Genomic DNA, 25,058 nt, shown 5'->3' on the forward strand with positions numbered 1-25,058 from the left:
CGAGAACTGTTCTCAACGGGTTCTACGATGGCTCGATGCCACCCACCAGCGCCAGCACCCGAGTTCCCGTGGTCATCCTCACCGGCCATCTGGGGTCGGGCAAGACGACGTTGCTCAACCATCTGCTGCGCCAGCCGGGCGCGCGGGTGGGCGTGGTCGTCAACGACTTCGGCGACATCAACGTCGACGCCGGGCTCGTCACGGGTCAGGTCGACGAGCCGGCTTCGATCGCCGGGGGCTGCCTGTGCTGCCTGTCCGACGCCGGCGGCCTCGATGACGCCCTCGAGAAGCTCACCCACCCGCGGCTCGCGCTCGACGCCGTCATCGTGGAGGCCAGCGGGCTCGCCGAGCCCGGCACGCTGGCGCGCCTCGTCCGCTTCAGCGGTGTCGAGCGGGTACGCCGCGGTGGGCTCATCGAGGTCGTCGACGCATCGGCGTACTTCGACACCCTCGACGACGGCCGGGGTCCGGCACCGGTCCGGTTCGCCGCGGCCACGCTGGTCGTCATCAACAAGACCGATCTGGTGCCGGCCGCCGACCGGGACGAGGTCCTGGCGCGGATCGAGCGGCGCGTGCTGGAGCACAACCCCGACGTCCAGATCGCGTACGCAGTGGGTGGCCGCATCGACCCTCGGCTCGTCTACGACGCCGCCGTGCCCGAGGACCCGCCCGACGAGCTGCCCATCGCCGCGCTGCTGCGCGAGGCGGCCGCCGACCACGCGGCCCATCAGCACGCCCGGTCCGTCACCGTCACCACCCCCGGCACCATCGAGCCGGCTCGGCTGCTCGACCTGCTCGAGGACCCGCCGTCGGCGGCGTACCGGGTGAAGGGGACCGTCGCGGTCGCGACCGGGCAGGGGCCGCGCAGCTACCAGGTGAACCTGGTCGGGCGCAGCGCGCATGTGGCCGCGGAGAGGCCCGGCCGCGCGACCACAGAGACGAGGAGCGAGCTCGTGGCCATCGGCCTCGAGCTCGACCCCGATGAGGTTTGGCAGAGGCTCACCGCCGCCCTCGCCCCGGCCGAGCGACCGAGCACCGACGGCCTTCGTCGGCTCCGCCAACTGGTGCGCGTCAGTCTCTGACGCGGGCTCAGCCCGCTCGGCGCACGATCCGCTCCATGTCGGTGATGACCACCGAGCGCGACTCCAGCCTGACCCAGCCCTTGGCCGCGAAGTCAGCGAGCGCCTTGTTGACCGTCTCGCGGGCCGCGCCCACCAGCTGGGCGAGCTCCTCCTGGGTGAGGTCGTGACGGACGTGCACACCCTCGTCGGTGGTCTCACCGAACCGCTCGGCGAGATCCAGCAGTGCCTTCGCCACCCGGCGGGGCGCGTCGGCGAAGACCAGGTCACCGATCACGTCGTTGGCCCGGCGCAGGCGACCCGACAGCAGCGCGAGCAGCCCGCGCGTCACGCTCGGCCGCCCGTCGAGCAGCCTCAGCAGGTCGTCGTGCGACAGCGAGGCGAGCTCCACCTGATCGGTGACGGCCGTGACCGTCGAGGAACGCAGGCCGGGATCGAAGAGCGACAGCTCACCGAAGACCTGCCCCGGCCCGAGGATCGCCAGCACGCTGTCCTGCCCGCTGGCCGAGGCACGGCTCAGCTTCACCTTTCCGGACACGACGGCGTAGAGCCGGTCCGCGGAATCGCCCTCGTGGAACAACACCTGGCCACGCCTGAGGCGGACCTCCCCCATCATCGCGAGCATCGCCGTCATCGACTCGTCGTCCAGCTCGCCGAAAAGCGGCGCGTGCCGAAGCACGTCTCGATCCATTACTAAGCCGCTCCTGTCGTCGTTTGGTTCAAGCCATCAGGGTACCGAGACCAGGGCTGCCGACAGCGGATGTGTGTCCCTCGTCGCACGCCTGTCGAGTGCGTTCTTCGCCACACCGGAGATGATGGGAAGCCTCGAGACGAAGACGGGGTTGGTGTTGTTGTGAAGCTCTCCATGCTGGACAGGTCTCGCACCCGGGTGGGGTACGACGAGGGCGCTGCGCTGACCCACACGATCGAGCGGGCGGTGGCGGCCGAACGGCTCGGCTACCAGCGGTTCTGGGTCGCCGAGCACCATGCGGTGCCGGGGATCGCGTCGGGATCGCCGCCGGTCCTGCTCGGCGCCCTCGGTGCGCACACCTCCACGATCCGGCTCGGTTCTGGCGGGGTGATGCTGCCGCACCACCAGCCGCTGGTCGTGGCCGAGCAGTTCCTGATGCTCGACGCGCTCTACCCCGGCCGGATCGACCTGGGAGTCGGGCGCACCCTGGGCTTCACCGCACCCGTACGCCGCGCGCTGCGCCAGGATCTCGACGACCCGGACACGTTCGCCGAGGACATCGAGGAGCTCCGGGGCTATCTCGACCGCACCGCGCCGGTCACCGCCCGGCCGGCCGCGTCCCGTCAGATCCCGATCTTCGTGCTCGCGACCGGACGCGGTCTCGCCCTCGCCGCTCAGCTCGGGCTGCCGGTCGTAGTCGGCGGTCCGGTGCTGGACAGCCCACGGCTGGGCGAGCTGCTCGGGGCGTACCGGAACGACTTCCGGCCCTCCTCACAGGCGTCAGCGCCGTCGGTGACGGTCTCCGCCGACGTGCTGGTCGCCGACACCGACGCCGAGGCCGCCGAGCTCGCGCTGCCGGAGGCGTGGGCGATGGCCAGATCGCGGCAGACCGGCGAGTTCGGAGCGCTCGAGCCGGTCGCGGCGATCCGCGACCAGACCTGGACGAACCAGGTGCGCGAGCGGGTCGAGGCGCATCTCGCGCGCACGACCGCGGGCTCTCCCGCCACCGTACGCAGCCGCCTCGACCGGCTGGCCGAGGCCACCGGAGCCGACGAGCTCCTCGCCTTCACCTCCACCTATGACCGCGACGCCCAGCTCGCCTCCGACGCCGCGCTCGCCGAGATCATGACCGGGCGCGCCCAGGTGTCGAGCCAGTCGCGGAGCTAGTGGACAGGGTGTGGGCGGCCTCCAGGAGGAGGCGACCCAGCTCGGCCTGACGCGGTGGCGCGAGACGGGCCTCGATGCCGGTGATGCTCAACGCTCCGTACGGCTGCCCGTGGGCGTCGAAGACTGCGGCACCCAGACCCCAGCTGCCGACCACGAGCAGGCCCGGGTTGACGGCGAAGCCGCGCTCACGGGTCGCGGCGACCCGCTTCCGGAGAGCGGACGCCGAGTGCTGCTCGCCGTAGGCCCCGACGAGGTCGGTCCGGGCGAGGTAGGCCTCGCGCCGCGGCTCCGGCAGGAAGGCGAGGATCGTCAGGCCCGCCGAGGCGACGCCGAGCGGAAACCGGATCCCCTCGTGGAGCACGTGCGAGCGGATCGGGAAGCTGCCGTCCTCGCGCAGTACGCAGACCGTCTCGTCGCCGCGCCTGATCGAGAAGAACGCGCTCTCCCCCGTCTCCCGGGCGATGCGCAGGACCGCCGCCCGGGCCGCCGGGGTGATGTCGTGGCGGGTGGTCGCGGCGGCGCCGAGCAGGAAGCACTCCGGGCCCAGGTGCCAGGCGCCGGTTGCGTTGTCTCGCTCGACCAGGCCCTCGTCCTGGAGCGCGCTGAGCAGCCGGTGAGCGGTCGGACGCGGGATCGCGGCGGCCGTCGCGAGCTGGGTGGTCGTCGCGCCCTCGGGTTCGCGCGCGGCGAGCAGCCGCAGCAGGTGCGCGCTGCGGCGGATCACGCTGGGCTGAGGCGCGTCCTGACCGGGTTGCATGGAACGTACGATAGGCGCGTCCATTCAGTGAACGCCATAGCGTCAGCGGGGCCGCTCATCGAAAGACCGAGCGGGAACTCGCGCTCGTCTATTGACCGATCGGCTTGCCCCGCCTTGACTGATCAGCATGGACAAGGTCATCTCCTCAGCCGCCGAGGCGGTCGCGGACATCCCGAGCGGAGCGACCCTCACGGTCGGCGGCTTCGGGCTGTGCGGCATCCCCTCGGTGCTCATCAATGCTCTCCTCGAGGCCGGCGTGTCCGACCTCGAGGTGGTCTCCAACAACGCCGGCGTCGACGACTGGGGCCTGGGCCTGCTGCTCGGCGCCGGACGCCTGCGCCGCGTGGTCGCGTCGTACGTCGGCGAGAACAAGGAGTTCGCGCGGCAGTACCTCTCCGGCGACCTCGAGGTCGAGCTGACCCCGCAGGGCACGCTGGCCGAGCGGATGCGCGCGGGCGGCTCCGGCATCGCCGCGTTCTACACCCGCACCGGTGTCGGCACACAGGTGGCGCAGGGCGGGCTGCCGTGGAAGTACGACGACGCGGGCAACGTCATCAAGACCTCCCCCGAGAAGCCGGTGATGACCTTCGAGACGCCTGAGGGCGAGCGAGAGTTCGTCCTCGAGGAGGCCATCGTCGCCGACTTCGGCATCATCCGCGCCTGGAAGGGCGACCGCCACGGCAACCTCCTCTTCAAGGACTCCGCCCGCAACTTCAACCCGCTCGCCGCGATGGCCGGGCAGATCACGATCGCCGAGGTCGAGGAGCTCGTCGAGCCCGGCGAGATCCCACCCAACGACGTCCACCTCCCCGGCGTCTATGTCCACCGCGTCGTGCCCCTGACCCCCGAGCAGGCCGCCGACAAGCGCATCGAGAAGAGGACGGTCCGCTGACATGTCATGGACACGTGAAGAGATGGCCGCCCGTGCCGCCGCGGAGCTCTCCGACGGCGACTACGTCAACCTCGGCATCGGGCTGCCGACCCTGGTGCCCAACTACGTCCCCGACGACGTCGAGCTGGTGCTGCAGAGCGAGAACGGCATCCTCGGCACCGGCGCCTACCCGACCGAGGACGCCGTCGACCCGGACCTGATCAACGCGGGCAAGGAGACGGTGACCGTACGCAAGGGGGCGAGCTTCTTCGACTCCGCCATGAGCTTCGGAATGATCCGCTCCGGCAAGATCGACGCCGCGATCCTCGGCGCCATGCAGGTCTCTTCGTCAGGCGATCTGGCCAACTGGATGATCCCCGGCAAGATGGTCAAGGGCATGGGCGGCGCGATGGACCTCGTCCACGGCGCGAAGAAGGTCGTCGTGCTGATGGAGCACGTCGCCCGCGACGGCTCCTACAAGATCGTCGAGGAGTGCTCGCTCCCCTACACCGGGCTCGGCGTCGTGCAGCGCATCATCACCGACCTGTGCGTCCTCGACATCACCCCCGACGGCGTCCGCCTGGTCGAGCTCGCCCCCGGCGTCACGTACGACGAGGTGGCAGAGAAGACCGAGCCTCCGATCCTCCGCTGACCGCCGAGACGTCAGCTGCGTCGGCCGAGATGTCACGGGTGTGACGTCTCGGCCGACGTACGTGACGCCTCGATATCTGCGTACGTTCAGAGTTCGCCGAGCAGGTTGAGGTAGGCGTCGCGGGACGGCTCGAGATGGGCGGCGCAGACCCGCACCAGCTCATCGGTCCGACCCTCACGGAGCGCCACCACCATCGCCCGGTGCTCATCGCGGGACCGCTCCAGGAGCCTGTCGTTGACCACCGTGAGCGACCGGATCGGCGAGGCCATCCGTGCGTGACGGCGCACGGACTCGACCAGGAACTGGTTCGGGGCCAACCCGAAGAGAAGCTCATGGAATCGGATGTTGGCGCGCAGCGCGGAGCGGCGATCGCCGCGATCCACCGCCTGCTCGTGCTCGTGCATCGCGTCCTCCACGGGACGGATCTGATCGCCAGGAACCGGCGTCGTGATGGCGCGGGCGCAGGCTGTCTCGACCAGCTCGCGAACGTCGTAGAGGTCGCGCACCTCTTGGGCTGAGAAGGAGCGGACGAGCGCGCCCACATGGGCACGCCGTTCCACGGCACCTCGCGTCTCGAGCGTGGAGAGCGCGCTGCGTACGACATGGCGTTTGGCGTCGAAGCGCTCCATCAGCGCGTCCTCGACGAGGCGCTCGCGCGGGTGCAGCAGGCCCATCGCGATGTCCTCCTCGAGCTCGCCGGCGATCGCCTCGACCTGCGCCGACGCCCGCTGGCGGGTCGTCTGAGCCGAGTCAGAGAGCGCATCGCTCGCCCGGGTAGTCATCAGTGCCTCCTCCTTCCGCTCCGACCATGCCAATGCTTTCACGGCGTCACACTCGCTCGCGGGCGGACCGGCCGTTGCGAGAGCCAGCGAGATGTGGTGTGATGCCAGTCTCAACCAGATTATCAATAATAAGGACGATAATGTTCGACGAGAGCATGCCCACCGGGATGCGGTCCAACCTGACCAGCTATGGCGACACCGAGTTCGCGCTGTTCCTCCGCAAGGCGTTCATCAAGGGCGCCGGCTACAGCGACGACGCTCTCGATCGGCCGGTGATCGGCATCGTCGACACCGAGAGCGGCTTCAACCCCTGTCATGGCAACGTTCCCCAGCTGATCGACGCCATCAAGCGGGGCGTGATGCTGTCCGGTGGCTTCCCGGTGAGCTTCCCGACGATCTCGGTGCACGAGAGCTTCGCCCACCCCACGAGCATGTTCTTGCGCAACCTCATGTCGATGGACACCGAGGAGATGCTGCGAGCCCTGCCGGTCGACGCCGTCGTCCTCATCGGGGGCTGCGACAAGACCGTGCCCGCCCAGCTGATGGGCGCCGCCTCTGCCGGGAAGCCCGCCATCCAGCTCGTGACCGGCTCGATGCTGACCGGGAGCCACCGTGGCCGCACGGTCGGCGCGTGCACCGACTGCCGGTTCTTCTGGGGCAAGTACCGGGCCGAGGAGATCGACGACGAGGAGATCGCAGAGGTCAACGGCAGGCTCGTCGGCTCGGTCGGCACGTGCTCGGTCGCCGGCACCGCCAGCACCATGGCCGCGGTCTCGGAGGCGATGGGGATCGCGCTCCCGGGAAGCGCCACTCCGCCTGCAGTGACGGCCGACCGGATGCGGGTCGCGGAGGAGACCGGTCGTCGTGCGGTCGGTATCGCCACCGAGCGGCTGACCATCGACCAGATCCTGACCCCCGCGGCCTTCGACAACGCCTTCCGGGTCCTGCTCGCCATGGGCGGATCCACCAACGCCCTGGTGCATCTGGCCGCGATCGCCGGTCGCTGCGGCTATCCCCTCGACCTCGACGCCTTCGACCGCATGGGGCGAGAGACGCCGGTGCTCCTCGACCTCAAGCCGTCGGGTGATCACTACATGGAGGACTTCCACCGCGCCGGTGGCGTCCAGCGCCTCATGCTCGAGATCCGAGACCAGCTGCAGCTCGACGCGCTGACCGTCACGGGCCGCACTCTCGGCGAGGAGCTCGACGACGCGCCGGCGCCCTTCCCCCAGGACGTGATCCGCGGACGGGACAACCCGATCCACAGCGGCGGGAGCATCGCCGTCCTGCGCGGCAACCTGGCGCCCGGCGGATCGATCATCAAGCAGTCCGCCGCGACGCCCGCTCTGCTCGAGCACCGCGGTCGGGCGGTCGTCTTCGAGGATGCCGAGGACCTTGCGGCCCGCATCGACAGCGACGACCTCGACGTCGACGCGGACGACATCCTGGTGCTGCGCAACATCGGTCCGGTCGGCTACCCCGGCATGCCCGAGGCCGGCTACATCCCGATCCCTCGCAAGCTGGCCCGCGCCGGCGTCAAGGACATCGTCCGCATCTCCGACGGCCGGATGTCGGGCACCGCGGCCGGCACGATCGTCCTGCACGCCTCCCCCGAAGCGGCGGTCGGCGGACCGATCGCCCTGGTCCGCACGGGCGACATGATCACGCTCTCCGTCAAGGACCGTACGCTGCGCCTGGAGGTCCCCGAGGAGGTGCTCGCGACCCGAGCCGAGCAGGTCGTCGAGCGCCCGAAGCCCCGACGCGGGTACGCAAAGCTCTACGCCGACGAGGTGACCCAGGCCGAGGAGGGCTGCGACTTCCGCTTCCTCCAGGACCCAGACCCGACCGTTCCTGTCCCCCGGCCCACCCACAGCGCGCACTGACCCGCGGAAGGAGATCTCCCCCATGAACCACGAAACCTGGGTCGTCACCGCCGCGCTGCTGGCGATCGGCACCCTGCTCGTCCTGATCATCAGATTCAGAGTCCAGGAGTTCCTGGCCCTGCTGATCACCACCTTGCTGTTCGGTCTCGCCGTCGGCACGAACCCGAACGAGCTGATGGAGCTCGTCGTCACGGCCATGGGCGACTCGTTGGGTCAGCTCGCGCTCGTCATCGCGCTCGGCGCGATCCTCGGCACCGTGCTGCAACGAGCCGGAGCCGCTGAACGCATCGCCCTGACGCTGGTCGACAACTTCTCCGACCGCATGGTCTCCTGGGGTCTCGGCCTCGCCGGATTCCTCGTCGCCACCTCGGTCTACATCGATGTCGCCATCGTCGTCCTGGTCCCGATGCTCTACGGAGTCGCCCAGCGCACCGGCAAGTCCCTTCTGCACTACGGCATCCCACTGTGCGCCGGCCTCAGCTGTGCCTACACCTTCATGCCGCCCGCCCCGGGCCCACTCGCGACCGCCGGCATCATGAATGCCGACATCGGGCTCGTCATCCTCTTCGGCGTCGTCTGCGGCATCCCCGCCGTGTCCGTCGCCGGGCCGCTCTTCGGTCGCTACATCGCGAAGAAGATCATGGTCGTACCGCCCGCCATGGCCACCGCCGGCATCGGCGGCGGAAGCGCCACCTCCGGGTCGTCCGTCGATGCGTCGGAGCAGGCGCCCGACGTGGCAGGCACGGCCAACCCCAAGTCGTTGCCGTCCTTCGCCTCGGTCGTCGCGACGCTGCTCATGCCGCTGGTCCTGATCCTGATCGGCACCGTCGGTCGCACGATCGGCGGCGACTCGACGGCAGTCGCTCTGCTGACCTTCATCGGCCACCCCGTCATCGCGCTGCTCATCACGTGCCTGTTCAGCCTGTGGGCTTTCGGCGTCAGGCTCGGCGCCGGGGCTGCCGACCTCCAGCGGCTCGCCAGCGACGCACTCGGCCCGGCCGGCATGATCATCCTGGTCACCGGCGCCGGCGGTGTCTTCGGCGACGTCCTGGTGTCGTCCGGGCTCGGCGACACCCTGTCCTCGGCCATGCGCGACGCGAACGTACCCCTCGTCGTCTTCGGCTTCCTCGTCTCCGCCGTCATGCGTATCTCCCAAGGCTCCGGCCTGGTCGCGATGGTCACGGGTGCGACCTTCAGCGCTCCTCTCGCCGAGTCGCTCGGCACGAGCGACGCCGGTGTCGCCCTCACCTGCATCGCGATCGCCTGCGGCGGCGCCGGCTTCTCGCATGTCAACGACTCCGGCTTCTGGATGGCCAACCGCTACTTCGGGATGAGCGTCGCCGACACCCTTAAGTCATGGACGGTGATGAAGTCCCTGGTCGGCCTCACCGGCTTCGCCGTGGTCCTCATCCTGAGCATCTTCATCTCCTGACCCCAGGAGCAGTCGGGTCGAGACGTCACTCCCGTCGGCCGAGACGTCACTCGCGTGACGTCTCGGCCGACGTACGTGACTTCTCGGCCGACGTGGTTGACGCCTCGGTTCGTCTGCGAGAATGTCCGGCGTGGATCTGAGGGTGGTGCGGCCGACACGCGGGAGCGTGTGGCTGGCGCTGCTCGCCGCAGTCGAGATCACCACCGGGTCCAGCCTGGCCCACCTGGCCGGCGGCGGAGAGCTGCCGGACGCGTTGTGGCTGGCCGCGACCGGGTTCGCCGCCTTCGGTGTCGGAGTCGTGGTGCTGCAGCGCAGGGTCGGGATCGCTCTGGGAGCGGTGCTGGCCGGAGCGGCGCAGCTGGGGATGCACGAGGCCTTCGAGGCGTACGCCGCGCCTGCCGCGCACGCGCACAACGGCGCCGCGGGCGAGGCCTCGATGCTGCTCGCGCACACTGCGGCCGCGGCGCTCACCGTGGTCGTGTGGCTGCTGCACCGCCGGGCCTGGCGAGTCATCTCGCACGCACTGACGACGCCTCAGGTTCTGGTTCCGTTCCGCCTGCCGGTCCAGGCGCAGCCGGTCCTGCCGCGCACCGGACTGTGGACGTACGTCGCTGCCGGCCGGGGGCCACCGGTCCTCGCCTGAGGACCCGACCCCGCCCACTGGGCACACGCCCGACGCAGAACACTCCACAGAAAGCATCACCCATGTCTCGACGTACCCTCGCGCGCCTCGGCGCGCCCGCCGCCGCTGCCGCGGCTGTCACCTTCCTCGTCGCCGCTCCGGCCTCGGCGCACGTCACGGTCACCCCGACCGAGACGGCGGCCGGCGCCTACACCGTGCTGACCTTCAGCAACGGCCACGGCTGCGAAGGCTCCCCGACCAAGCAGATCACCATCCAGGTGCCGGAGGGGATCAACACGGTCACCCCGACGCGTCAGCCGTTCTACGATGTCAAGGTCACCAAGGAGAAGCTCGCCGAGCCGATCAAGGACGCCCACGGCAACGAGCTGACCGAGCGCGACGCGACCATCGTCTACACCGCGAAGACCCCGCTGCCCGACGGTCAGCGTGACGCCTTCGAGGTCTCCCTCCAGCTTCCCGAGGAGGAGGGCACGCTCGCCTTCCCGGTCATCCAGACCTGCGAGAAGGGTGAGACCGCCTGGATCGAGGAGACCCCCGAGGGCGCCACCGAGGAGCCCGAGAACCCGGCACCGGCCTTCGATGTCACCGAGGCGACCGACGACGGCCACGGCCACAGCTCCGACGAGGCTGCCGAGAAGGCCGAGCCGGTCGCTGCGGACGTCGAAGAGGGCGGCGACAGCAACCTGTGGGCCGGCATCGGTGCCGGCGCTGGCATCCTCGGACTGATCGCCGGCGTCACCGCCCTCGCGCTGGGGCGTCGTAAGGCGTGAGTGCTCCCCTGACGCGCCGGCCCGGTCTCGACAGGCTCGATCGTCGAGATCGTGGCCGGCGCGCCCTGGGGCGGCTGCTGGTGGCGCTTGCCGCCGCGGCGTACGCCGTCCTGCTCAGCATCTCCCCCGCCCAGGCGCACGCGACGCTGATCGGCACCGACCCCGAGGAGGGTGCGGTGCTGGAGGTGGCTCCGGAGACGATCACCTTCACCTTCGACGAGGCGGTGACCCTGCCGCCGGCGGGCGTGACCGTCTACGACGCGAAGGGAGAGGAGGTGACCTCCGAGGCGACCGCGAGCGGCACCTCGATGGAGGTCGCGCTCGCGAACCCGAGCAGCCTCGGCGACGGCACCTACGTCGTCGCCTGGCGTGCGGTCTCGGCCGACGGTCACCCGATCTCGGGCTCGCTGACCTTCGCGGTCGGAGCGCCGAGCCTCAGCGTCGCCCCACCCCCGTCCACGGAGCCATCCAAGGCGACGGCGGCGATCCACGGGTTCCTCCAGTTCATCCAGTACGCCGCGCTGCTGCTGGTCGTCGGCCTGGTCTGGTTCCGCGCGGTGATCGTCGGTGACCACCGCGTCCCCGACCGCGCCACCGCCCGGGTCCAGCGTCTGCAGATCGTCGCCGGCATGGTCGCGGTCCTCGCGCTGGTGTTCCTGGCGCCGGCCAGCGGAGCGCTGCAGAGCGAGAGCGGACCGGGCGCCATGCTCACCTTCGACGCCTGGTCACCGGCGTCGGTCGGGAAGGAGTGGCTCAGCGCCCTGGTCGGGATCCTCGGCATCGCGGCCACGCTCGTCCTGCGCCCGAGACCCCGCCTGGCCGCGGCCGCCGGGCTGTTCGCGATCATGTCACCGGCATTGGTGGGCCACTCCCGCGCGGTCGTACCCGCCTGGCTGGTCACCGCGACCGACATCGTCCACCTCATCGCCGGCGCGCTGTGGCTCGGCGGCCTGGTCGGTCTCGCGCTGACCCTGCCGCTGATCACCAGGCGCGGCACGGTCGCGGCCGAGATCGTGACCCGCTTCTCCACCCTCGCCGCCGTCTCGCTGGCAGTTCTCGCGGCCTCCGGCGTGCTCATGGGCTGGCGGATCCTCGGCTCGTGGGACAACCTGCTCAACAGCACGTACGGCACCCTGCTGATGACCAAGGTCGCCCTGGTCGTCGCGGTCGCGGTGATGGCGGCCGGCAACCGACTGCTGGTCCTCCCCCGCGTCCGTCAGGCGGTCGGTCACGACGACACCGTCGAGGCCGGCTCGATGCTGCGCCGTGCGGTGCTGATGGAGGCGGGCGTGCTCGTGGTCGTCCTCGGCGTCACCGGCTTCCTGGTCGACCAGCCACCACAGGCGGACACCGCCTCGGCCGGGACCGGCACGGCCACGGTCGCGCCGACCAGCACCCAAGCCGCGAAGCTCGGTGACGACCATCGGGTGTACGCCACGATGACGCCTGCGGGTCCTGGGCCGAACGTGCTCCGGCTGCAGATCCAGGACGCGGCCGGCGAGCCCGTCGAGGCCTCGGCGGTCCCGAGCGCCAAGCTCAGCTCGGGCGACGTCGACCTGGGCAGCCTGGCCCTGACCACGGTCGGTGCCGGCACCTGGGAGGCCGACGTCGTACTGCCCAAGGGTGGGACCTGGGAGGCGACCGTCGGGCTGCGGCTCGGTGAGTTCGAGAGCCCGCTGGCACTGTTGGAGCTCCCCGTCAGACAGTGACGGGGAGCCGGAGCGTGTGGATCATCCCGTCGACGCGCACCTGCACGAAGAAGACGTAGTCACCCGCCTTCGGCGGCTTCACGTGGATGCCGAGGCGGGTGCCGCCCTCCTGGTTCTCGGGGCCGCCGAGCGGGTGCAGGTGGATCACCTCGCCGGTCTCGCGGCTGAACGCGGTCACGTGCGCGTAGACGCCGAGGTAGGTGCCGAGGTTGACCGGTTTGCCGGCCGGGTCGGACACCAGGACACCGATCTCCTGGTCGATCCCGGGCTTCGGGGTCTCCTCGAGCGCGGCGATGACGACGCCGTCGTCGGAGCCTGGCACCTCCACCTCGGTCGGTCCGGCGACCTTCGCCGTCGCTCCGAGCATCGCCTGCTCCCCCTTGTCGTCCGGGGTCCGGGCGGCGAACTCGACGACCACCCGGTAGGTGCCGCCCGCGGGCAGCGTCAGGTCTCCTGACCACGTACCGGACTCGTCCTGGGTCGGGTGCAGGTGGCGGAAGACCTCTAGGTCGTCGCGGACGACGTAGAGGTGGAGGTCCTTGGTCTGCTCCTCGATGTAGTCGATGACCGGACTGTTCCCTTTATCGCCGGCGTCCTTGGTGATCGTGAAGCTCACCTTGCCCGGGGTGCCCGCCTCGGCGGGGAGGCTGACGTCACCGATCGTGTAGCCACCAGCGGTCGCGGTGGTGCCGTCGGCGCCCTTGATCTCGGTCACGACCGTCGCGACGTTGGCCGACTCGCCGGGGGCCGAGGACGAGTCGGCGGCCTCGGGTTCACCGCCGCAGGCGATCAGGGTGACCGCGAGGCCGAGGGTCAGGACGACAGCAGCAATTCCGACACGCACCAGGCAAGGGTGTCATGCGACCGGTCAGAACCCGACACCCGGATTGAGAATCCCCAGCGGGTCCAGGGCCGCCTTGATCCGGTGCTGCAGGTCGATCGAGTCTGCGCCGATCTCGGGCTCGAGCCACTTGCGCTTCAACCGGCCGACACCGTGCTCGCCGGTGGTGGTGCCGCCGAGCTCGATGGCCAGAGCGAAGATCTCGTCGCCCGCGATGGTCTCGGCCGGAGGCATCACTCCCGGGACGTCGTCCGGCGAGGGGTCCCAGCCGATGACCGGGTGGAGGTTGCCGTCGCCCGCGTGCGCGAGGGTGTAGGTGCGTACGCCGTGCCGCTGCGAGATCTCGGAGATCCGGTCGACCGCCTCGGCGAGCCGGGACCGGGGCACGCAGATGTCCTCGATGAACCAGGAGCCGTCCGCCTCGATCGCGGGCAGGACCTGGCGACGAGCCTCGACCAGCCGGTCGGAGGACTCCTCGTCGACGCCCTGCTCGATCCAGGTCGCCTCCTTGCCGAGGATCGCCGCGATCGCCTCGATCTCCGTCGCGGCGGCCGGACCGTCGGCCTGGGCGATCACCAGCGCGTCGCCACGCTCGGCATAGGTGGTGCCCGAGAACCGGTCGACCGCCTCGAGGCAGCGGCGGTCGATGAACTCCAGCATCGACGGCAGCCGCCGGGCGGCGGCGATCTCGGCGCAGGCGCGCGCGGCCGCCGCCACCGAGGCGTACGCGGCCGAGGCCGTCAGCGTGGAGACCGGGCGTGGCTTGAGACGCAGGGTCGCGCCGACGACGATGCCCAGGGTGCCCTCGGAGCCGACGAAGAGCGCGGTGAGGTCGAGCCCCGCGACGCCCTTCATGGTGCGGCGGCCGGTGTGGATCAGGGTGCCGTCGGCGAGGACGACGTCGAGACCCAGGACCGCCTCCCGGGTCACGCCGTACTTCACGCATCGCAGCCCGCCGGCGTTGGTGGCGACGTTGCCGCCGATCGAGCAGATCGCCGCCGAGGCAGGGTCGGGCGCGTAGCGCAGCCCCACCTCGGCGGCCGCGGCGTCCAGTCGCGCGTTGAGCACTCCCGGCTCCACCACCGCGATCTCGTCGATCGGGTCGAGCTCGAGGATCCGGTCCATTGCGGAGAGGTCGACGACGAGGTGGCCGGTGCCGGCCACCGCTCCCCCGGCGAGACCGGTGCCCGTGCCCCGCGGGACGACGGGCACCCGATGGGCAGAGGCGACCCGCATCGCCGCCTGGACGTCCGCGATGCTGTGCGCCCGCACCACTGCCAGCGGAAGGCCGACGGCGACCGACCCGGAACGGTCGGTCGAGGCCGCCAGCAGCGAGATGTCGTCGGTCACCACCTCCGAGACCTGGGAGGCGAGGTCGTTGACCAAAGAGAGCTGTGGTGCCGTCGTCATCCCCCCATTGTGTCGCGAGAGGGTCGATTGCGATTCCCTTCCGCCCAACCGATAGGCTTCACTTCGAGGGGAGTACCTCATCAAGCTCATTCCGGTCAGTACGTCGGTGCCGAAACCGTCCCGGATTGGCGCCCCGGTCTCGGGGTGAGGGAGACCTCAGACGTTCACCGACACGCCTGAGGAACCTGCCTGATGCCTTCTATTGCCACGCCCACTCTGTGGGCCGTCACGATCGCCGCTGTCGTGGCGCTGATCGCCCTCGACTTCGTCCTGACTCGCAAGCCGCACGATGTCTCCATGAAGGAAGCCATCGGCTGGTCGGTCTTCTACGTCGCGCTTCCGCTCGCCTTCGGCGTCTGGGTCTGGAACGCCCACGGCAGCCAGACCGGTTTCGAGTACTACACCGGCTACATCGTCGAGAAGTCGCTCAGCGTCGACAACCTGTTCGTCTTCATGCTGTTGCTCGCAGCCTTCGCGGTGCCACGGCACCTGCAGCAGAAGGTGCTTCTCTTCGGCATCGTCGGCGCGCTCGTGCTCCGCGGCATCTTCATCGCCCTCGGCGCCGCGGCGCTCTCGCAGTGGGACATCGTCTTCCTGCTCTTCGGCGTGATCCTCCTGATCACCGCCGCGAAGATCTTCACCGAGGCACTCCAGGGCCACGAGCAGAAGGTGGACCCCGAGCAGATGCTGGCCGTACGCCTCGGCCGCAAGATCGGCCTGAAGCCGATGGCCATCGTCGTGCTCGCCATCTTCGCCGCCGACATCGTCTTCGCGGTCGACTCGGTGCCGGCGGTCTACGGCATCACCGGCGACCCCTACCTGGTCTTCGCGACCAACGCGTTCGCGCTGCTCGGCCTGCGAGCCCTCTACTTCGTGCTCGAGGGTGCGCTGTCCAAGCTGGTCCACCTCTCCTACGGTCTGGCCGCCATCCTCGCCTTCATCGGCGTCAAGCTCGGCCTGCACTGGGCCCACGGCCACTGGGACGGTGTCCCGGTCGTGCCGACCTGGCTGTCCCTGGTGATCATCGTCGGCATCCTCGCCGTCACCGTCACCACCAGCCTGATCTCCTCCGCGCGCACCCAGGCTCGGGAGGAGACCGAGGCGCTGGAGGAGTCGAACGCGTAGGCGACCGTGTTGGTCTCGACACGCTCGACCGACGGGCGACCCCCGCCGGTCGACACGGACTCGTGAGGAACGAACGAGTCCGTGTCGAGACCAACACATCTCCTGACCGCGGTCAGTCCAGCGCGAGTCCCTCCGCTGGGCTGACCTTGGTGGCCCGCTTGGACGGTGCCACGCAGGAGATCAGGCCTGCCAGGCCCGCAGCCACGACCACGCCGACCAGCTGCAGCACAGGCAGCTGGAAGGTGGCGTCGGGCATGATGTCGCCGACCAGGATCTCGCTGCCGCCCCAGGCGAAGAAGACGCCCAGCGCGGTTCCGACAAGGGCCGCCACAGCTGAGAGCAGCACCGCCTCGGCGGCCAGCGTCCGCCGCAGCTGGCGCTTGGTCAGCCCCAGTGCCCGCAGCAGCGCGTGCTCACGTCCACGCTCGAGCACCGAGAGACCCAGCGTGTTGGCGATGCCGGCCAGCGCGATCAGCACCGAGATCGCCAGCAGCCCGATCACCGCCCAGGTGAACACGTCCAGCTGGAGCTCGACCCAGGCGCGCTGGCCCTTGCCGTTGATCAGCTCGGCGTCCGGAGCGAGCGCTCCGAGCGTCCCTGCCATGTCCTCGGGGTCGGCTCCGGCATCCGCGCGGACCCAGACGGCATAGGTCTGCGGGTCGTCGGTGAGCTCATCGAGCGTCGCGGCGGAGATCTGCGGGGCGCCGTCGATCTCGCGTACGTCCAGGGTCACCGTGGCCGACCGGTCGCCGACGACCAACGTCACCTTCTCCCCCGTCGCTTCGAAGGAGTCCTCGATGAACGCGGAGGCGGCGAACGGCGAGAGCACCATCGTGCCGGGCTTTACGGTGAGGTCCTTGAGCGCGACGTCTCCCGCAGGAGGGGCGACGACGGGCAGCGGAACAGGCTTGCCGTCGGCCTCGACCGAGGCCATCGCACCCGGCACTGCCACCGCGTCGGCGACACCCGGGACCGACTTCGCGTCGCCGAGGACCGAGTCCTCCAGCGGCTTCGACTCCGCCTGCAGAGCGAGGTCGATCGGATGCTGCTCGGCCATCTCCTCGACCGTGGCCGTGCGGATGGTGCTCATCCCGGTGAGCACCCCGGTGGTGAGCGTGACGCCGACGAGCAGCGACGCCGCGGTGGCCGCGGTGCGCTTCGGGTTGCGGCCGGCGTTGGCCGCGGCCAGCTTCGCCGGCGACCCGACGACCGTCGCCAGCGCCGACCCTGCCAGCCGCACCAGGCCGGGCACCAGCACCGGTCCGAGAAGCATCACGCCGAGGAACGTCACCCCGCAGCCGAAGAGCACGATGAGCATGCCGATCTGGGCGTCGTCCCAGCCGACGGCCACGAAGATCGTCGCCACCCCGGCGAGGACGACTGACAGGCCGAGCCCGGTCCGGAACATCCCGGCGCCGCGTACGTCGAACCCCTCCTGCGGACGCAGCGCGGCCAGCGGGCTCAGCCGCATCAGCCGGCGGGTCGGCAGCCACGAGGCGACCAGGGTGGTGAGCACACCGAGCACGAACGCGCCCACGAGCCACGGCCATTCGAAGGAGACCGCACCCAACGGTGCCGTCTCGGCGAGCTGCCGCACCAGCGCGACGATCCCCCAGCCGAGCAGAGCGCCCACAGCCAGGCCCAGCAGCGAGGCGAGCAGGCCGAGGACGAGCGCCTCGCGGCGTACCGATCTCAGGACCTGCCGCTTCGTCGCACCCATCGCGCGCAGCAGCGCGAAGTCGCGCATCCGCTGTGCGAAGAGGATCGAGAACGTGTTGGTGATGACCAGCACGGAGACGAACAGCGCGATGAAGGCGAAGATCAAGACCATGTACGCGATGATGTTGACCTCTTGGTTGAGCTGGGTCTGCAGCTCGGTGAGGTATTCGTCGGTGGTCAGCCAGCCGTCGGCCTTGTCGCCGGTCCCGGCGGTCAGGACGGCCTGGACATGCTGCTCCTCCCAGCCCTGCATCTCGGGCCAGGTGACGTAGATCGGTGAGGACCACATCGACGGGGCGTCCACGAGACCGACCACGGTCGTCTCGATCGCCAGCGTCCCGCTGCCGACCTTGAGCGTGTCGCCGACGGCGACCTTGTTGGTCTTGGCGGCGTTGGCGTCGACCACGGACTCGCCGGCTCGGGCCGGGAACCGGCCTTCCTCGAGGTCCTGCCACTGCCAGCGCTTCTCGGTGGAGACGGCGCCGACCATGATCTCCTGGCCGAACATCTTCTCGTCAGAACGGACCGCCTGCATCGAGGCCGCCACCGGCCAGCCGCCCTGCTCGACGTACTTCGCGGTGACCTCCTCCGTCGGGAAGTCGACCGCGCCGACCGCGTTCTGCAACGGCGCGTCGATGCCCGCGAACAGGCCCGCCTTCGTCGCGGAGGTGAGCGCGTTGGTGACCACGATCAGGGCGACCGCGGCGACGACCGCCACCACCGCCGCGGCATATCGACGGGCGTAGGTTCGCAAGGACGCGAACAACACCGTCCGCATCAGCGCGTCACCCCTTCGATGCGCCCGTCCTTGACGGTCACGATCTCGTCGGCGTACGCAGCGGCGGAGGCTTCGTGGGTCACCATGACCACGGTCTGACCGAGCTCACGGACGCTGCGGCGGAGGTGGTCGAGCACCTCTGCCGAGGTCTCGGAGTCGAGGTTGCCGGTGGGCTCGTCGGCGAAGAGGATCGCGGGCTGGGTGACCAGCGCGCGGGCGATGGCCACGCGCTGCTGCTGGCCGCCGGATAGCTCGGAGGGCTTGTGGCCCAGGCGCTGGCCGATACCAAGGGTGTCCGCGATCATCTGCGCCCGCGCGCGGGTCTCGTCGGTCACCCGCTTGCCGGCCAGCTCCAGCGGCAGCTGGATGTTCTGCCCGGCGGTGAGCATCGGCAGCAGGTTGAACGCCTGGAAGACGAACCCGACGTTCTCCCGCCGGAAGATGGTCAGCTGGTCGTCATTGAAGTTCTCCAACGGTTGCCCGGCAACCGACACCTCGCCGCTGGTAGGACGATCGAGCCCGGCCAGGCAGTGCATCAATGTGGACTTGCCCGAACCGCTCGGGCCCATGATCGCGGTGAACGCTCCGCGGCGGATCTCCAGGTCGACGCCCCGCAGCGCGTGCACCTCGGTGGCACCCTTGCCGTAGGTCTTCGTCAATCCCACCGCTCGGGCGGCGGCTGTTGTCGTGTGAACAGAGGTCTGTGTCATGCCACCGAGCCTCTCGTTCCGGGTCGTCAGTCCGCATCGGGCTGGGGGCTGATCCTGATGTACGACCTGGGGTTGATCGGCAAGGGTCGGCTCGGGGTCATCCCTGGGGTTTTGCCTGTCGAGACCTCCCTGCCCCCGCTGGTCGAGCCTGTCGAGACCTCCCTGCCCCCGCTGGTCGAGCCTGTCGAGACCTCCCTGCCCCCGCTGGTCGAACTCGTCGAGACCTCACCCCGCTGGTCGAGCTTGTCGAGACCCCCTCGCCCCCGCTGGTCGAGCCGCCGGAGCCGCTAGGCGGAGGCGTGTCGAGACCAACACAGTTCCCTGCCGGATCGTCCCACCCCAAAGGCCGGACAGGGCCGCCGACCCGACTTCGAGGGTCTTCTCGACCTGCCCCGGAGTCAAGGACGCCCTCCGGCCGCCGGCTCCGCCGGCCGCTTCGCGGTCCTTGACACCGGACCACGTCGAGAAAAAATTTGGCTGGCTATCGGGGCGGCGGCCCGGGTGTGGCGCAGCGCAATCTTGCTTCAGAACGGTGCTGTTGAACGGGCAGGAGGGTGGCCCTTCGAGCCACCTACCATCCACAGGTCTGACGCCGTTCGCTGACCGCGAAAACATCTGTTGACCTGCATAAATAGGTGTTGAAGAAGGCTGGGTCGGAGTAGAATCGGAGGCACTACGACACACCTTTGAAGGGAGGTAGCAGCCATGAGCATCGACCACTGGGGCACCAACCCCGCCGACCTCGTCTCGTCGGCTCTTGCTGCCATCGAAACCTCCCTGGAAGAGCTGCTCGCGATGGACCCGACCTACTGGCGCACCAGCCAGAAGAAAGACTTCCTGGCCAAGGTAGAGAAGCTTCAGGCCCAACAAGCGGCGTTGACGCTGCGGGTGCTGGCTGTCTCCGGTGACATCGCCGCAGAGACCGGAGACAAGGACGCCTCGGCCTGGATGCGCGCCGAACTACTGGTCGACAAGGGCACGGCCCGTTCGCAGATCAAGCTCGCCACCTCGGTGGCCAGATACGAGCTGGTCGCTGCCGGCCTCGCTGAGGGCGTCGTCTCCCAGGACAAGGCCCGCGTGATCACCAAAGCCCTCGACAAGATCGAGACCGACCCGATCGCCACTGATGAGGACCTGGTCCTGGCCGAGAAGCTGTTGGTCGAGTACGCGACCCAGTTCACGGCCAAGGAACTGCGGGTCGTCGGTAGACGGATCCTGGTCGAGGTCGACCCCGCCCGGTTCGAGGCAGCCGAAGCCAAAGCACTCCTCGCCGAAGAAGAACGCGCCCAACAGAAGACCGCGCTGCGGGTCTGGGACAACCACGACGGCACCATCGGCTTCGACGGTGTCCTCCCGACATCGATCGGGATGCGCTTCAAGAAGCAGGTCGAGGCCTGGGCTCAGCCGCGTAAGCAGCAACTGGTCGAGAAGGGCTCGGCCCTGCCGCCCTGGGAGCGGTTGATGGGCCAGGGGTTCGCCCGGCTGATCGAGACCATCGACCCGAATGCGCTGCCCCGACACGGTGGCGACGCCACGGTCGTGAATGTGGTGATCTCGCTCGAGGAGCTCCGCAAAGAGCTCGGCACCGCGACCCTGGGCTACGACGAGACCAACGGCACCACCATCACCGCAGCCGAAGCCCGCAAGTTGGCGTGCAACGCGACCATCATCCCCTGGGTGTTGGGCGGTGGCAGTGAGGTTCTCGATGTCGGTCGGGCGAGCCGGTTCTTCGTGCCGATCCAGCGCAAGGCACTCCGGTTGCAGCAGAAGTGCTGCCAGGCCGAAGGCTGTGACATGCCACCGGAGTGGTGCGATGCCCACCACCTCGACCCCTGGGCCGCAGGCGGAAGAACGGATCTGAAGGACGGGGTGCTGCTCTGTCCGCACCATCACCGACTGGCGCACAACCCTGCCTATGTTCATGAGCGGTTGCCCGACGGCACAGTCCGATTCACCCGCCGGCCCTAAACCGGCAGGACGCATCTTCTGAAGCGCTCCCACGCAGCGTCACGGCATCATCCGATCGGCTATCTGATCGTGGCCTGTCGCCAGATGTCTGGGTGCGCCCGATCGAGTGATCGTGGATGTATGAAGAATTCCGCACTTGCAACCAACCCCGTCCGCTTCATCGCTACCTCGGTGGCCGCCCTCGCTACCGCAGCTGTGCTCGCCGCATGCGGCGCGACCGACGGCGCCTCGACCGGCGCCGAGCAGGCCGGCTCGGCCCAGCAGGCCGAGTCGACTCTGGCGACTCCGTCCGACGTACTCGCCTCGACCGCTTGGGAGACCACCGGCGCGGTGGACCAGGACGGGAAGGACGTACCGCTCACGGACGAGGAGGTCTCGACCTTCGTCGGTTGGGCCTACTTCGACGCCGACGGCACCTTCTCGATGTACAACCTCGACGACACCCCGAAGATGCAGGGCGACTGGACCGTCACCGAGGACGGCCAGACCCGCCACATCGTCGCCAAGGACGGCGCCGGTGAGGTGATGTTCGAGCGGGACTCCGACATTGTCACCTTGACCGAGGACGAGTTCACCTACCGCGTCTTCCCCGACGAGAACGACAAGTCCGTCTACCTCGACATCGTCCACACGCCCACCGACCACGCGGAGCCCACCGCCTGACCTGATCCTCCGGATCAGCGGCCTACGAGGCCGGTCTCGTAGGCCAGCACCACCAGCTGGACCCGATCACGGGAGCCGGTCTTGGCCAGCACGCGGCCGACGTGGGTCTTCACGGTGGCCTCGGCGACGACGAAGGTCTCGGCGATCTCGGTGTTGGACAGGCCACGGCCGACGAGGGTGAGCACCTCACGCTCACGCTCGGTCAATGCTGCCAGGCGCTGCTCGGCGGCGGCCGTCGTCGGGGTCAAGGGGGCGGCCGCGGCGAAATGCTCCAGCAGGCGGCGGGTGGTGCTGGGGGCGACGACCGAGTCGCCGGCGTGCACGGTGCGGATCGCGGTGAGCAGATCCTCCGGGCGGGCGTCCTTGAGCAGGAAGGCGGCCGCACCTGCCCGGATCGCGGCGAAGGCGTACTCATCGAGGTCGAAGGTGGTCAGGACGATCACTCGGGGTGCGTTCACGCTGCCGGCGATGAGACCGGTCGCCTCGACGCCGTCCATGCGCGGCATGCGTACGTCCATCAGGACCACGTCGGCCTCGGTGCGGCCCAGCTCGGCGATCGCCTCCTGGCCGTCGCCGGCCTCGCCGACGACGGTCAGGTCGGGCTGGGAGTCGATGAGCATCCGGAACCCGGCACGGACGAGCTCTTGGTCGTCGACGAGCATCACTTTGATGGGTTCGGCAGGAGTCGTCATAGGGGCATCTTCGCGTAGACGCGGAAACCGCCACCGGGGGCCGGGCCGGTCTCCAGCGTTCCCTCATGGGCGGTGATGCGCTCGCCCATCCCGATCAAGCCCAGTCCGACGAGCCCGAGCCCGCCGGAGTCGCGGCTCTCCTCGGCAGCGGCACCGCGGCCGTTGTCGGTGACCTCGATCTCCAGGCTGTCGGCGTCGGCCGTCACGGTGACCTTGGCCGCGGCGCCGGGCCCCGCATGCTTGCGTACGTTGCTGAGCGCCTCCTGCACCACCCGGAAGGCGGTCAGCGCGACGCCCTCGGGCACGGCGCGGCCAGGCTCGGGAAGGGTCGCGGCCAGCTCCATCCCACCGGCCCGGGTCTCCTCGACGAGCGTCGCGATGTCGCTCAGCCGGGGCTGCGGGCGGGTCAGCGTGTCCCCGTCACGCAGCAGGCCGAGCAGCTGCCGCATCTCCGCCAGCGCCTCCCGCGCCGTCTGCGCGACGGTCTCCAGCGCCTGGGGAGCCACGGTCGGATCCTGCTCGGCCGCGTATCGAGCCCCGTCCGCCTGCACCACGATCACGCTCAACCCATGGGCGACCACGTCGTGCATCTCGCGCGCGATCCGCGCCCGCTCCTGGGTCGCCCCGAGCTCGGCACGCTGCTCGGCCTCGCGGCGCAGCTGCTCGTTGCGCTGGATCAGCGAGTCCACATACGCAGCTCTGGTCCGCGCCAGTGCACCCAGCGCCCAAGCAGCCACCGGGAAGGTGGCGAGGGAGAGCACGACCGGAACGTAGGTGCCCCCGCCGATGTCGTTCCGGGTCGCGCCGTTGGGGGCCTCGAGGGCGCTCAGCCAGTCGTAGGAGCCGAGGACGGATCCGAACAGACCGACCGCGAGCGCGGCCAGGCCCCAGCGCGGGCTGGCGTAGCGCGCGACCGAGTAGACCGCGATCGGGTAGGCGAGCTGCGAGACCAGTGGATAGTCGAGGAGAAGCACCTGCAGGCCGCAGGCGCCGGCCACGACGGTGTAGACGATCAACGGATGACGCCGGCGCCACAGCAGCGGGACGAGCTGCACCACCACCAGGGCCAGGTCGACGAAATGGTTGGTGCTCGACATGTCCTGGGCCGCGCCGCCGTCGACCATGGCCTGGATGGCGTAGAACGGGATGATCAGGAACAAGGTGCCGGCAAGCAGGACGTCGAACCACCATCGCCCGCGCGGGCCGAGCCGCCAGGGCCGTACCAACTCCTCCACAGGCCCACCGTAGAGGAGCCGAGGCGGCGACGGCGTCAGCCCGGGGACGGATGTGCTCGTCAGACCGCGGACGCACTAGAATCCAGAGGCGGGCGATGAATGTTCGTCCGCGTGAGACGTGCTTGGAGGACTCGTGGAGGCAGTGCGCTACGTCGCGATCGGTGACTCGTTCACGGAAGGAGTCGGCGACGAGACCCCGGACGGTCACGTACGCGGCTGGGCCGATCTTGTCGCCCAGGGCTGGGCCGCGTCCGGGACGCCGGTGGAGTACGCCAACCTCGCCATCCGCGGCCGCCTGATCCGACCGATCGTCGAGGAGCAGCTTCCCGCCGCGCTGGCGCTGAAGCCGACCCACCTCTCCTTCAACGGCGGCGGCAACGACATGCTCCGCCCGAAGGCCGACCCCAACGCGATCGCCGACATGCTCAAGCCGGTGCTCGAGGCCTGCGACGCCAACGGGATCACGCTGATCCTGCTCTCCGGCGCCAACCCGTCGGCCCGGCTCCCGCTCGGCAAGGTCTTCCAGCGTCGCGGCGACCTGCTCTGCGACCTGGTCGAGCAGCGGGTCGCCCATCGTGACGACATCGTGCGGGCCTACAACTGGCCCGACACCACGCTCATGGACGGCCGCTTCTGGTCCGAGGACCGCCTCCACATGAACGCCCGCGGTCACCACCGGGTCGCCGCCCGCGTTCTGGACTCGGTCGGCGTCGGGGCCCCCGAGGGCTGGTGGGACCTCGATTTCGAGGCCGCGGCCGGCAAGAACGGTCTGGCCTACTACCGCGAGTTCGTCGGCCCCTGGATCCACCGCCGTCTCACCGGCCGCTCCTCCGGCGACGGCCGCGCTGCCAAGTTCCCGACCTGGACTCCCACCGCGGAGATGTGAGACCCGGCCGCGGCATCTCGCCGGCGGCCGGGTGTCAGGAGGCGTACGGGATCAGCGGGCGAGCGACTTCGCGTACTTCTTGAACGCCGCCTTCGTCTTCGGCCCAGCCTCGCCGTCGACGGTGAGCCTGCTGAGGACGCGGTGGTTCAGCAACCGCTGCAGCGCCTTGATGGTGTTCTTCCCCGGGTCGCCGTCGATCTTGCCGGTGTAGCCGTACCTCTTCTTCAGGTACACCTGGAACGCCTTCCAGCTGTTGGTGCCGAGCTTGCCGTCGATCTTGCCCGGATACGCCTTGCCGGTGAAGCCGAACTTCTTCAGCAGCTTCACCTGGACGACCTTGGCCTCGGCCGTGGTGAGGCCGAAGTTCTGGGTCGCCTGGGCGGAGATCGAGGAGGCGGCGATGTTGCCGGCGCCGACCTCGGCGGTGGCGATGCTCGCGGTGGCGACGATGCCGGTGGCAGCGAGGCCGACGGCGACGACGGAGCCGACCAGGCGTCGGGTGATGGTGGAGGTCACGATGGTTCCCTTCGTGGGTGCTGGGTTGTCGTGACAAGCCAATCGGTCGGAGCCTTCTGGAATCGGTCCGGAATCTGAC

Annotated in this window: 23 protein-coding genes; 13 read left to right on the forward strand and 10 right to left on the reverse strand. The window is 69.7% G+C overall.

Annotated features, from left to right (window positions below; genetic code table 11):
- The first annotated feature begins 35 nt into the window (after positions 1–35).
- Positions 36–1,082, forward strand: a complete 1,047-nt coding sequence (locus BJ988_RS15445; protein ID WP_179658771.1) for a CobW family GTP-binding protein — start codon at positions 36–38, stop codon at positions 1,080–1,082.
- 7 nt (positions 1,083–1,089) lie between these two features.
- Here BJ988_RS15445 and BJ988_RS15450 read toward each other — a convergent pair whose 3' ends face one another.
- The gene (locus BJ988_RS15450; protein WP_179658772.1) at positions 1,090–1,770 is read right to left on the reverse strand and encodes a Crp/Fnr family transcriptional regulator; all 681 of its coding nucleotides are present in this window, start codon (positions 1,768–1,770) and stop codon (positions 1,090–1,092) included.
- A 162-nt stretch (positions 1,771–1,932) separates the two neighbouring features.
- On the opposite strand from BJ988_RS15450, the gene BJ988_RS15455 reads away from it, so the two are divergent.
- Positions 1,933–2,937, forward strand: a complete 1,005-nt coding sequence (locus BJ988_RS15455) for an MsnO8 family LLM class oxidoreductase (RefSeq protein ID WP_179658773.1) — start codon at positions 1,933–1,935, stop codon at positions 2,935–2,937.
- Here BJ988_RS15455 and BJ988_RS15460 read toward each other — a convergent pair.
- Entirely contained in the window at positions 2,894–3,694 is an 801-nt protein-coding gene (locus BJ988_RS15460) for an IclR family transcriptional regulator (RefSeq protein WP_179658774.1), read from the reverse strand. The two genes, BJ988_RS15455 and BJ988_RS15460, sit on opposite strands and share 44 nt — an antisense overlap.
- Before the next feature lie 127 nt (positions 3,695–3,821).
- Between BJ988_RS15460 and BJ988_RS15465 the strand changes: the two genes are divergently transcribed.
- Both BJ988_RS15465 and BJ988_RS15470 read left to right on the forward strand, forming a co-directional pair.
- Positions 3,822–4,586, forward strand: coding sequence for a CoA transferase subunit A (locus BJ988_RS15465; protein WP_179658775.1), 765 nt, complete (start codon positions 3,822–3,824; stop codon positions 4,584–4,586).
- 1 nt (position 4,587) lies between these two features.
- The gene (locus BJ988_RS15470; RefSeq protein ID WP_179658776.1) at positions 4,588–5,217 is read left to right on the forward strand and encodes a 3-oxoacid CoA-transferase subunit B; all 630 of its coding nucleotides are present in this window, start codon (positions 4,588–4,590) and stop codon (positions 5,215–5,217) included.
- A gap of 86 nt (positions 5,218–5,303) precedes the next feature.
- Here BJ988_RS15470 and BJ988_RS15475 read toward each other — a convergent pair whose 3' ends face one another.
- Positions 5,304–5,999 carry a GntR family transcriptional regulator gene (locus BJ988_RS15475; protein WP_179658777.1) on the reverse strand — a complete coding sequence of 232 codons (696 nt, stop codon included), beginning with the start codon at positions 5,997–5,999 and terminating at the stop codon, positions 5,304–5,306.
- A gap of 140 nt (positions 6,000–6,139) precedes the next feature.
- On the opposite strand from BJ988_RS15475, the gene BJ988_RS15480 reads away from it, so the two are divergent.
- The 5 genes from BJ988_RS15480 (at position 6,140) to BJ988_RS15500 (ending at position 12,436) form a co-directional block, all read left to right on the forward strand.
- Positions 6,140–7,882, forward strand: a complete 1,743-nt coding sequence (locus BJ988_RS15480) for an IlvD/Edd family dehydratase (protein ID WP_218860899.1) — start codon at positions 6,140–6,142, stop codon at positions 7,880–7,882.
- Positions 7,883–7,904: 22 nt separating this feature from the next.
- A complete protein-coding gene (locus tag BJ988_RS15485) occupies positions 7,905–9,314 on the forward strand; it encodes a GntP family permease (protein ID WP_179658778.1) in 1,410 nt (469 codons plus the stop codon).
- Between the two features lie 121 nt (positions 9,315–9,435).
- The gene (locus tag BJ988_RS15490) at positions 9,436–9,957 is read left to right on the forward strand and encodes a cell division protein FtsQ (RefSeq protein ID WP_179658779.1); all 522 of its coding nucleotides are present in this window, start codon (positions 9,436–9,438) and stop codon (positions 9,955–9,957) included.
- 62 nt (positions 9,958–10,019) lie between these two features.
- The gene (locus BJ988_RS15495) at positions 10,020–10,727 is read left to right on the forward strand and encodes a YcnI family copper-binding membrane protein (RefSeq protein ID WP_179658780.1); all 708 of its coding nucleotides are present in this window, start codon (positions 10,020–10,022) and stop codon (positions 10,725–10,727) included.
- Entirely contained in the window at positions 10,724–12,436 is a 1,713-nt protein-coding gene (locus BJ988_RS15500) for a copper resistance protein CopC (protein WP_179658781.1), read from the forward strand. Before BJ988_RS15495 ends, BJ988_RS15500 begins: the two co-directional genes overlap by 4 nt.
- Here BJ988_RS15500 and BJ988_RS15505 read toward each other — a convergent pair.
- Entirely contained in the window at positions 12,426–13,280 is an 855-nt protein-coding gene (locus BJ988_RS15505; RefSeq protein WP_179658782.1) for a hypothetical protein, read from the reverse strand. The two genes, BJ988_RS15500 and BJ988_RS15505, sit on opposite strands and share 11 nt — an antisense overlap.
- 24 nt (positions 13,281–13,304) lie before the next feature.
- A complete protein-coding gene (locus BJ988_RS15510) occupies positions 13,305–14,687 on the reverse strand; it encodes an FAD-binding oxidoreductase (RefSeq protein ID WP_179658783.1) in 1,383 nt (460 codons plus the stop codon).
- Positions 14,688–14,879: 192 nt separating this feature from the next.
- Between BJ988_RS15510 and BJ988_RS15515 the strand changes: the two genes are divergently transcribed.
- Entirely contained in the window at positions 14,880–15,812 is a 933-nt protein-coding gene (locus BJ988_RS15515) for a TerC family protein (protein WP_179658784.1), read from the forward strand.
- A gap of 112 nt (positions 15,813–15,924) precedes the next feature.
- Here BJ988_RS15515 and BJ988_RS15520 read toward each other — a convergent pair whose 3' ends face one another.
- Positions 15,925–18,309: an ABC transporter permease gene (locus BJ988_RS15520; protein WP_179658785.1), complete on the reverse strand. Its 2,385-nt coding sequence runs from the start codon at positions 18,307–18,309 to the stop codon at positions 15,925–15,927.
- Complete coding sequence (locus tag BJ988_RS15525) at positions 18,309–19,019, reverse strand: ABC transporter ATP-binding protein (protein WP_179658786.1); 711 nt, start codon at positions 19,017–19,019, stop codon at positions 18,309–18,311. The genes BJ988_RS15520 and BJ988_RS15525 overlap by 1 nt, the downstream gene beginning before the upstream one ends.
- Positions 19,020–19,724: 705 nt before the next feature.
- Here BJ988_RS15525 and BJ988_RS15530 point away from each other — a divergent pair.
- Positions 19,725–20,987 carry an HNH endonuclease signature motif containing protein gene (locus BJ988_RS15530; RefSeq protein ID WP_179658787.1) on the forward strand — a complete coding sequence of 421 codons (1,263 nt, stop codon included), beginning with the start codon at positions 19,725–19,727 and terminating at the stop codon, positions 20,985–20,987.
- 120 nt (positions 20,988–21,107) lie between these two features.
- Positions 21,108–21,650 carry a DUF4822 domain-containing protein gene (locus tag BJ988_RS15535; RefSeq protein ID WP_179658788.1) on the forward strand — a complete coding sequence of 181 codons (543 nt, stop codon included), beginning with the start codon at positions 21,108–21,110 and terminating at the stop codon, positions 21,648–21,650.
- Positions 21,651–21,664: 14 nt separating this feature from the next.
- Here the strand turns inward: BJ988_RS15535 and BJ988_RS15540 are convergent, their stop codons facing one another.
- Positions 21,665–22,342: a response regulator gene (locus BJ988_RS15540; RefSeq protein WP_179658789.1), complete on the reverse strand. Its 678-nt coding sequence runs from the start codon at positions 22,340–22,342 to the stop codon at positions 21,665–21,667.
- On the reverse strand, positions 22,339–23,577 hold the full coding sequence (locus BJ988_RS15545) for a DUF7134 domain-containing protein (protein ID WP_179658790.1): 1,239 nt from the start codon (positions 23,575–23,577) through the stop codon (positions 22,339–22,341). Before BJ988_RS15545 ends, BJ988_RS15540 begins: the two co-directional genes overlap by 4 nt.
- A 133-nt stretch (positions 23,578–23,710) precedes the next feature.
- On the opposite strand from BJ988_RS15545, the gene BJ988_RS15550 reads away from it, so the two are divergent.
- Positions 23,711–24,463 carry a GDSL-type esterase/lipase family protein gene (locus tag BJ988_RS15550; protein ID WP_179658791.1) on the forward strand — a complete coding sequence of 251 codons (753 nt, stop codon included), beginning with the start codon at positions 23,711–23,713 and terminating at the stop codon, positions 24,461–24,463.
- A 51-nt stretch (positions 24,464–24,514) separates the two neighbouring features.
- On the opposite strand, the gene BJ988_RS15555 is transcribed toward BJ988_RS15550, so the two are convergent.
- Complete coding sequence (locus BJ988_RS15555; protein WP_218860901.1) at positions 24,515–24,979, reverse strand: lysozyme family protein; 465 nt, start codon at positions 24,977–24,979, stop codon at positions 24,515–24,517.
- Positions 24,980–25,058: the final 79 nt, after the last annotated feature.

The sequence above is a fragment of the Nocardioides panzhihuensis genome, from assembly GCF_013408335.1.
Lineage (GTDB): Bacteria > Actinomycetota > Actinomycetes > Propionibacteriales > Nocardioidaceae > Nocardioides > Nocardioides panzhihuensis.

Bases quoted from the DNA above. Each gene is read 5' to 3' on its own strand.
- BJ988_RS15445 (WP_179658771.1), top strand. From the start codon at position 36: ATGCCACCCACCAGCGCCAGCACCCGAGTTCCCGTGGTCATCCTCACC.
- BJ988_RS15450 (WP_179658772.1), bottom strand. From the start codon at position 1,770: ATGGATCGAGACGTGCTTCGGCACGCGCCGCTTTTCGGCGAGCTGGAC.
- BJ988_RS15460 (WP_179658774.1), bottom strand. From the start codon at position 3,694: ATGCAACCCGGTCAGGACGCGCCTCAGCCCAGCGTGATCCGCCGCAGC.
- BJ988_RS15465 (WP_179658775.1), top strand. From the start codon at position 3,822: ATGGACAAGGTCATCTCCTCAGCCGCCGAGGCGGTCGCGGACATCCCG.
- BJ988_RS15470 (WP_179658776.1), top strand. From the start codon at position 4,588: ATGTCATGGACACGTGAAGAGATGGCCGCCCGTGCCGCCGCGGAGCTC.
- BJ988_RS15475 (WP_179658777.1), bottom strand. From the start codon at position 5,999: ATGACTACCCGGGCGAGCGATGCGCTCTCTGACTCGGCTCAGACGACC.
- BJ988_RS15480 (WP_218860899.1), top strand. From the start codon at position 6,140: ATGTTCGACGAGAGCATGCCCACCGGGATGCGGTCCAACCTGACCAGC.
- BJ988_RS15485 (WP_179658778.1), top strand. From the start codon at position 7,905: ATGAACCACGAAACCTGGGTCGTCACCGCCGCGCTGCTGGCGATCGGC.
- BJ988_RS15490 (WP_179658779.1), top strand. From the start codon at position 9,436: ATGTCCGGCGTGGATCTGAGGGTGGTGCGGCCGACACGCGGGAGCGTG.
- BJ988_RS15495 (WP_179658780.1), top strand. From the start codon at position 10,020: ATGTCTCGACGTACCCTCGCGCGCCTCGGCGCGCCCGCCGCCGCTGCC.
- BJ988_RS15510 (WP_179658783.1), bottom strand. From the start codon at position 14,687: ATGACGACGGCACCACAGCTCTCTTTGGTCAACGACCTCGCCTCCCAG.
- BJ988_RS15515 (WP_179658784.1), top strand. From the start codon at position 14,880: ATGCCTTCTATTGCCACGCCCACTCTGTGGGCCGTCACGATCGCCGCT.
- BJ988_RS15520 (WP_179658785.1), bottom strand. From the start codon at position 18,309: ATGCGGACGGTGTTGTTCGCGTCCTTGCGAACCTACGCCCGTCGATAT.
- BJ988_RS15525 (WP_179658786.1), bottom strand. From the start codon at position 19,019: ATGACACAGACCTCTGTTCACACGACAACAGCCGCCGCCCGAGCGGTG.
- BJ988_RS15530 (WP_179658787.1), top strand. From the start codon at position 19,725: ATGAGCATCGACCACTGGGGCACCAACCCCGCCGACCTCGTCTCGTCG.
- BJ988_RS15535 (WP_179658788.1), top strand. From the start codon at position 21,108: ATGAAGAATTCCGCACTTGCAACCAACCCCGTCCGCTTCATCGCTACC.
- BJ988_RS15540 (WP_179658789.1), bottom strand. From the start codon at position 22,342: ATGACGACTCCTGCCGAACCCATCAAAGTGATGCTCGTCGACGACCAA.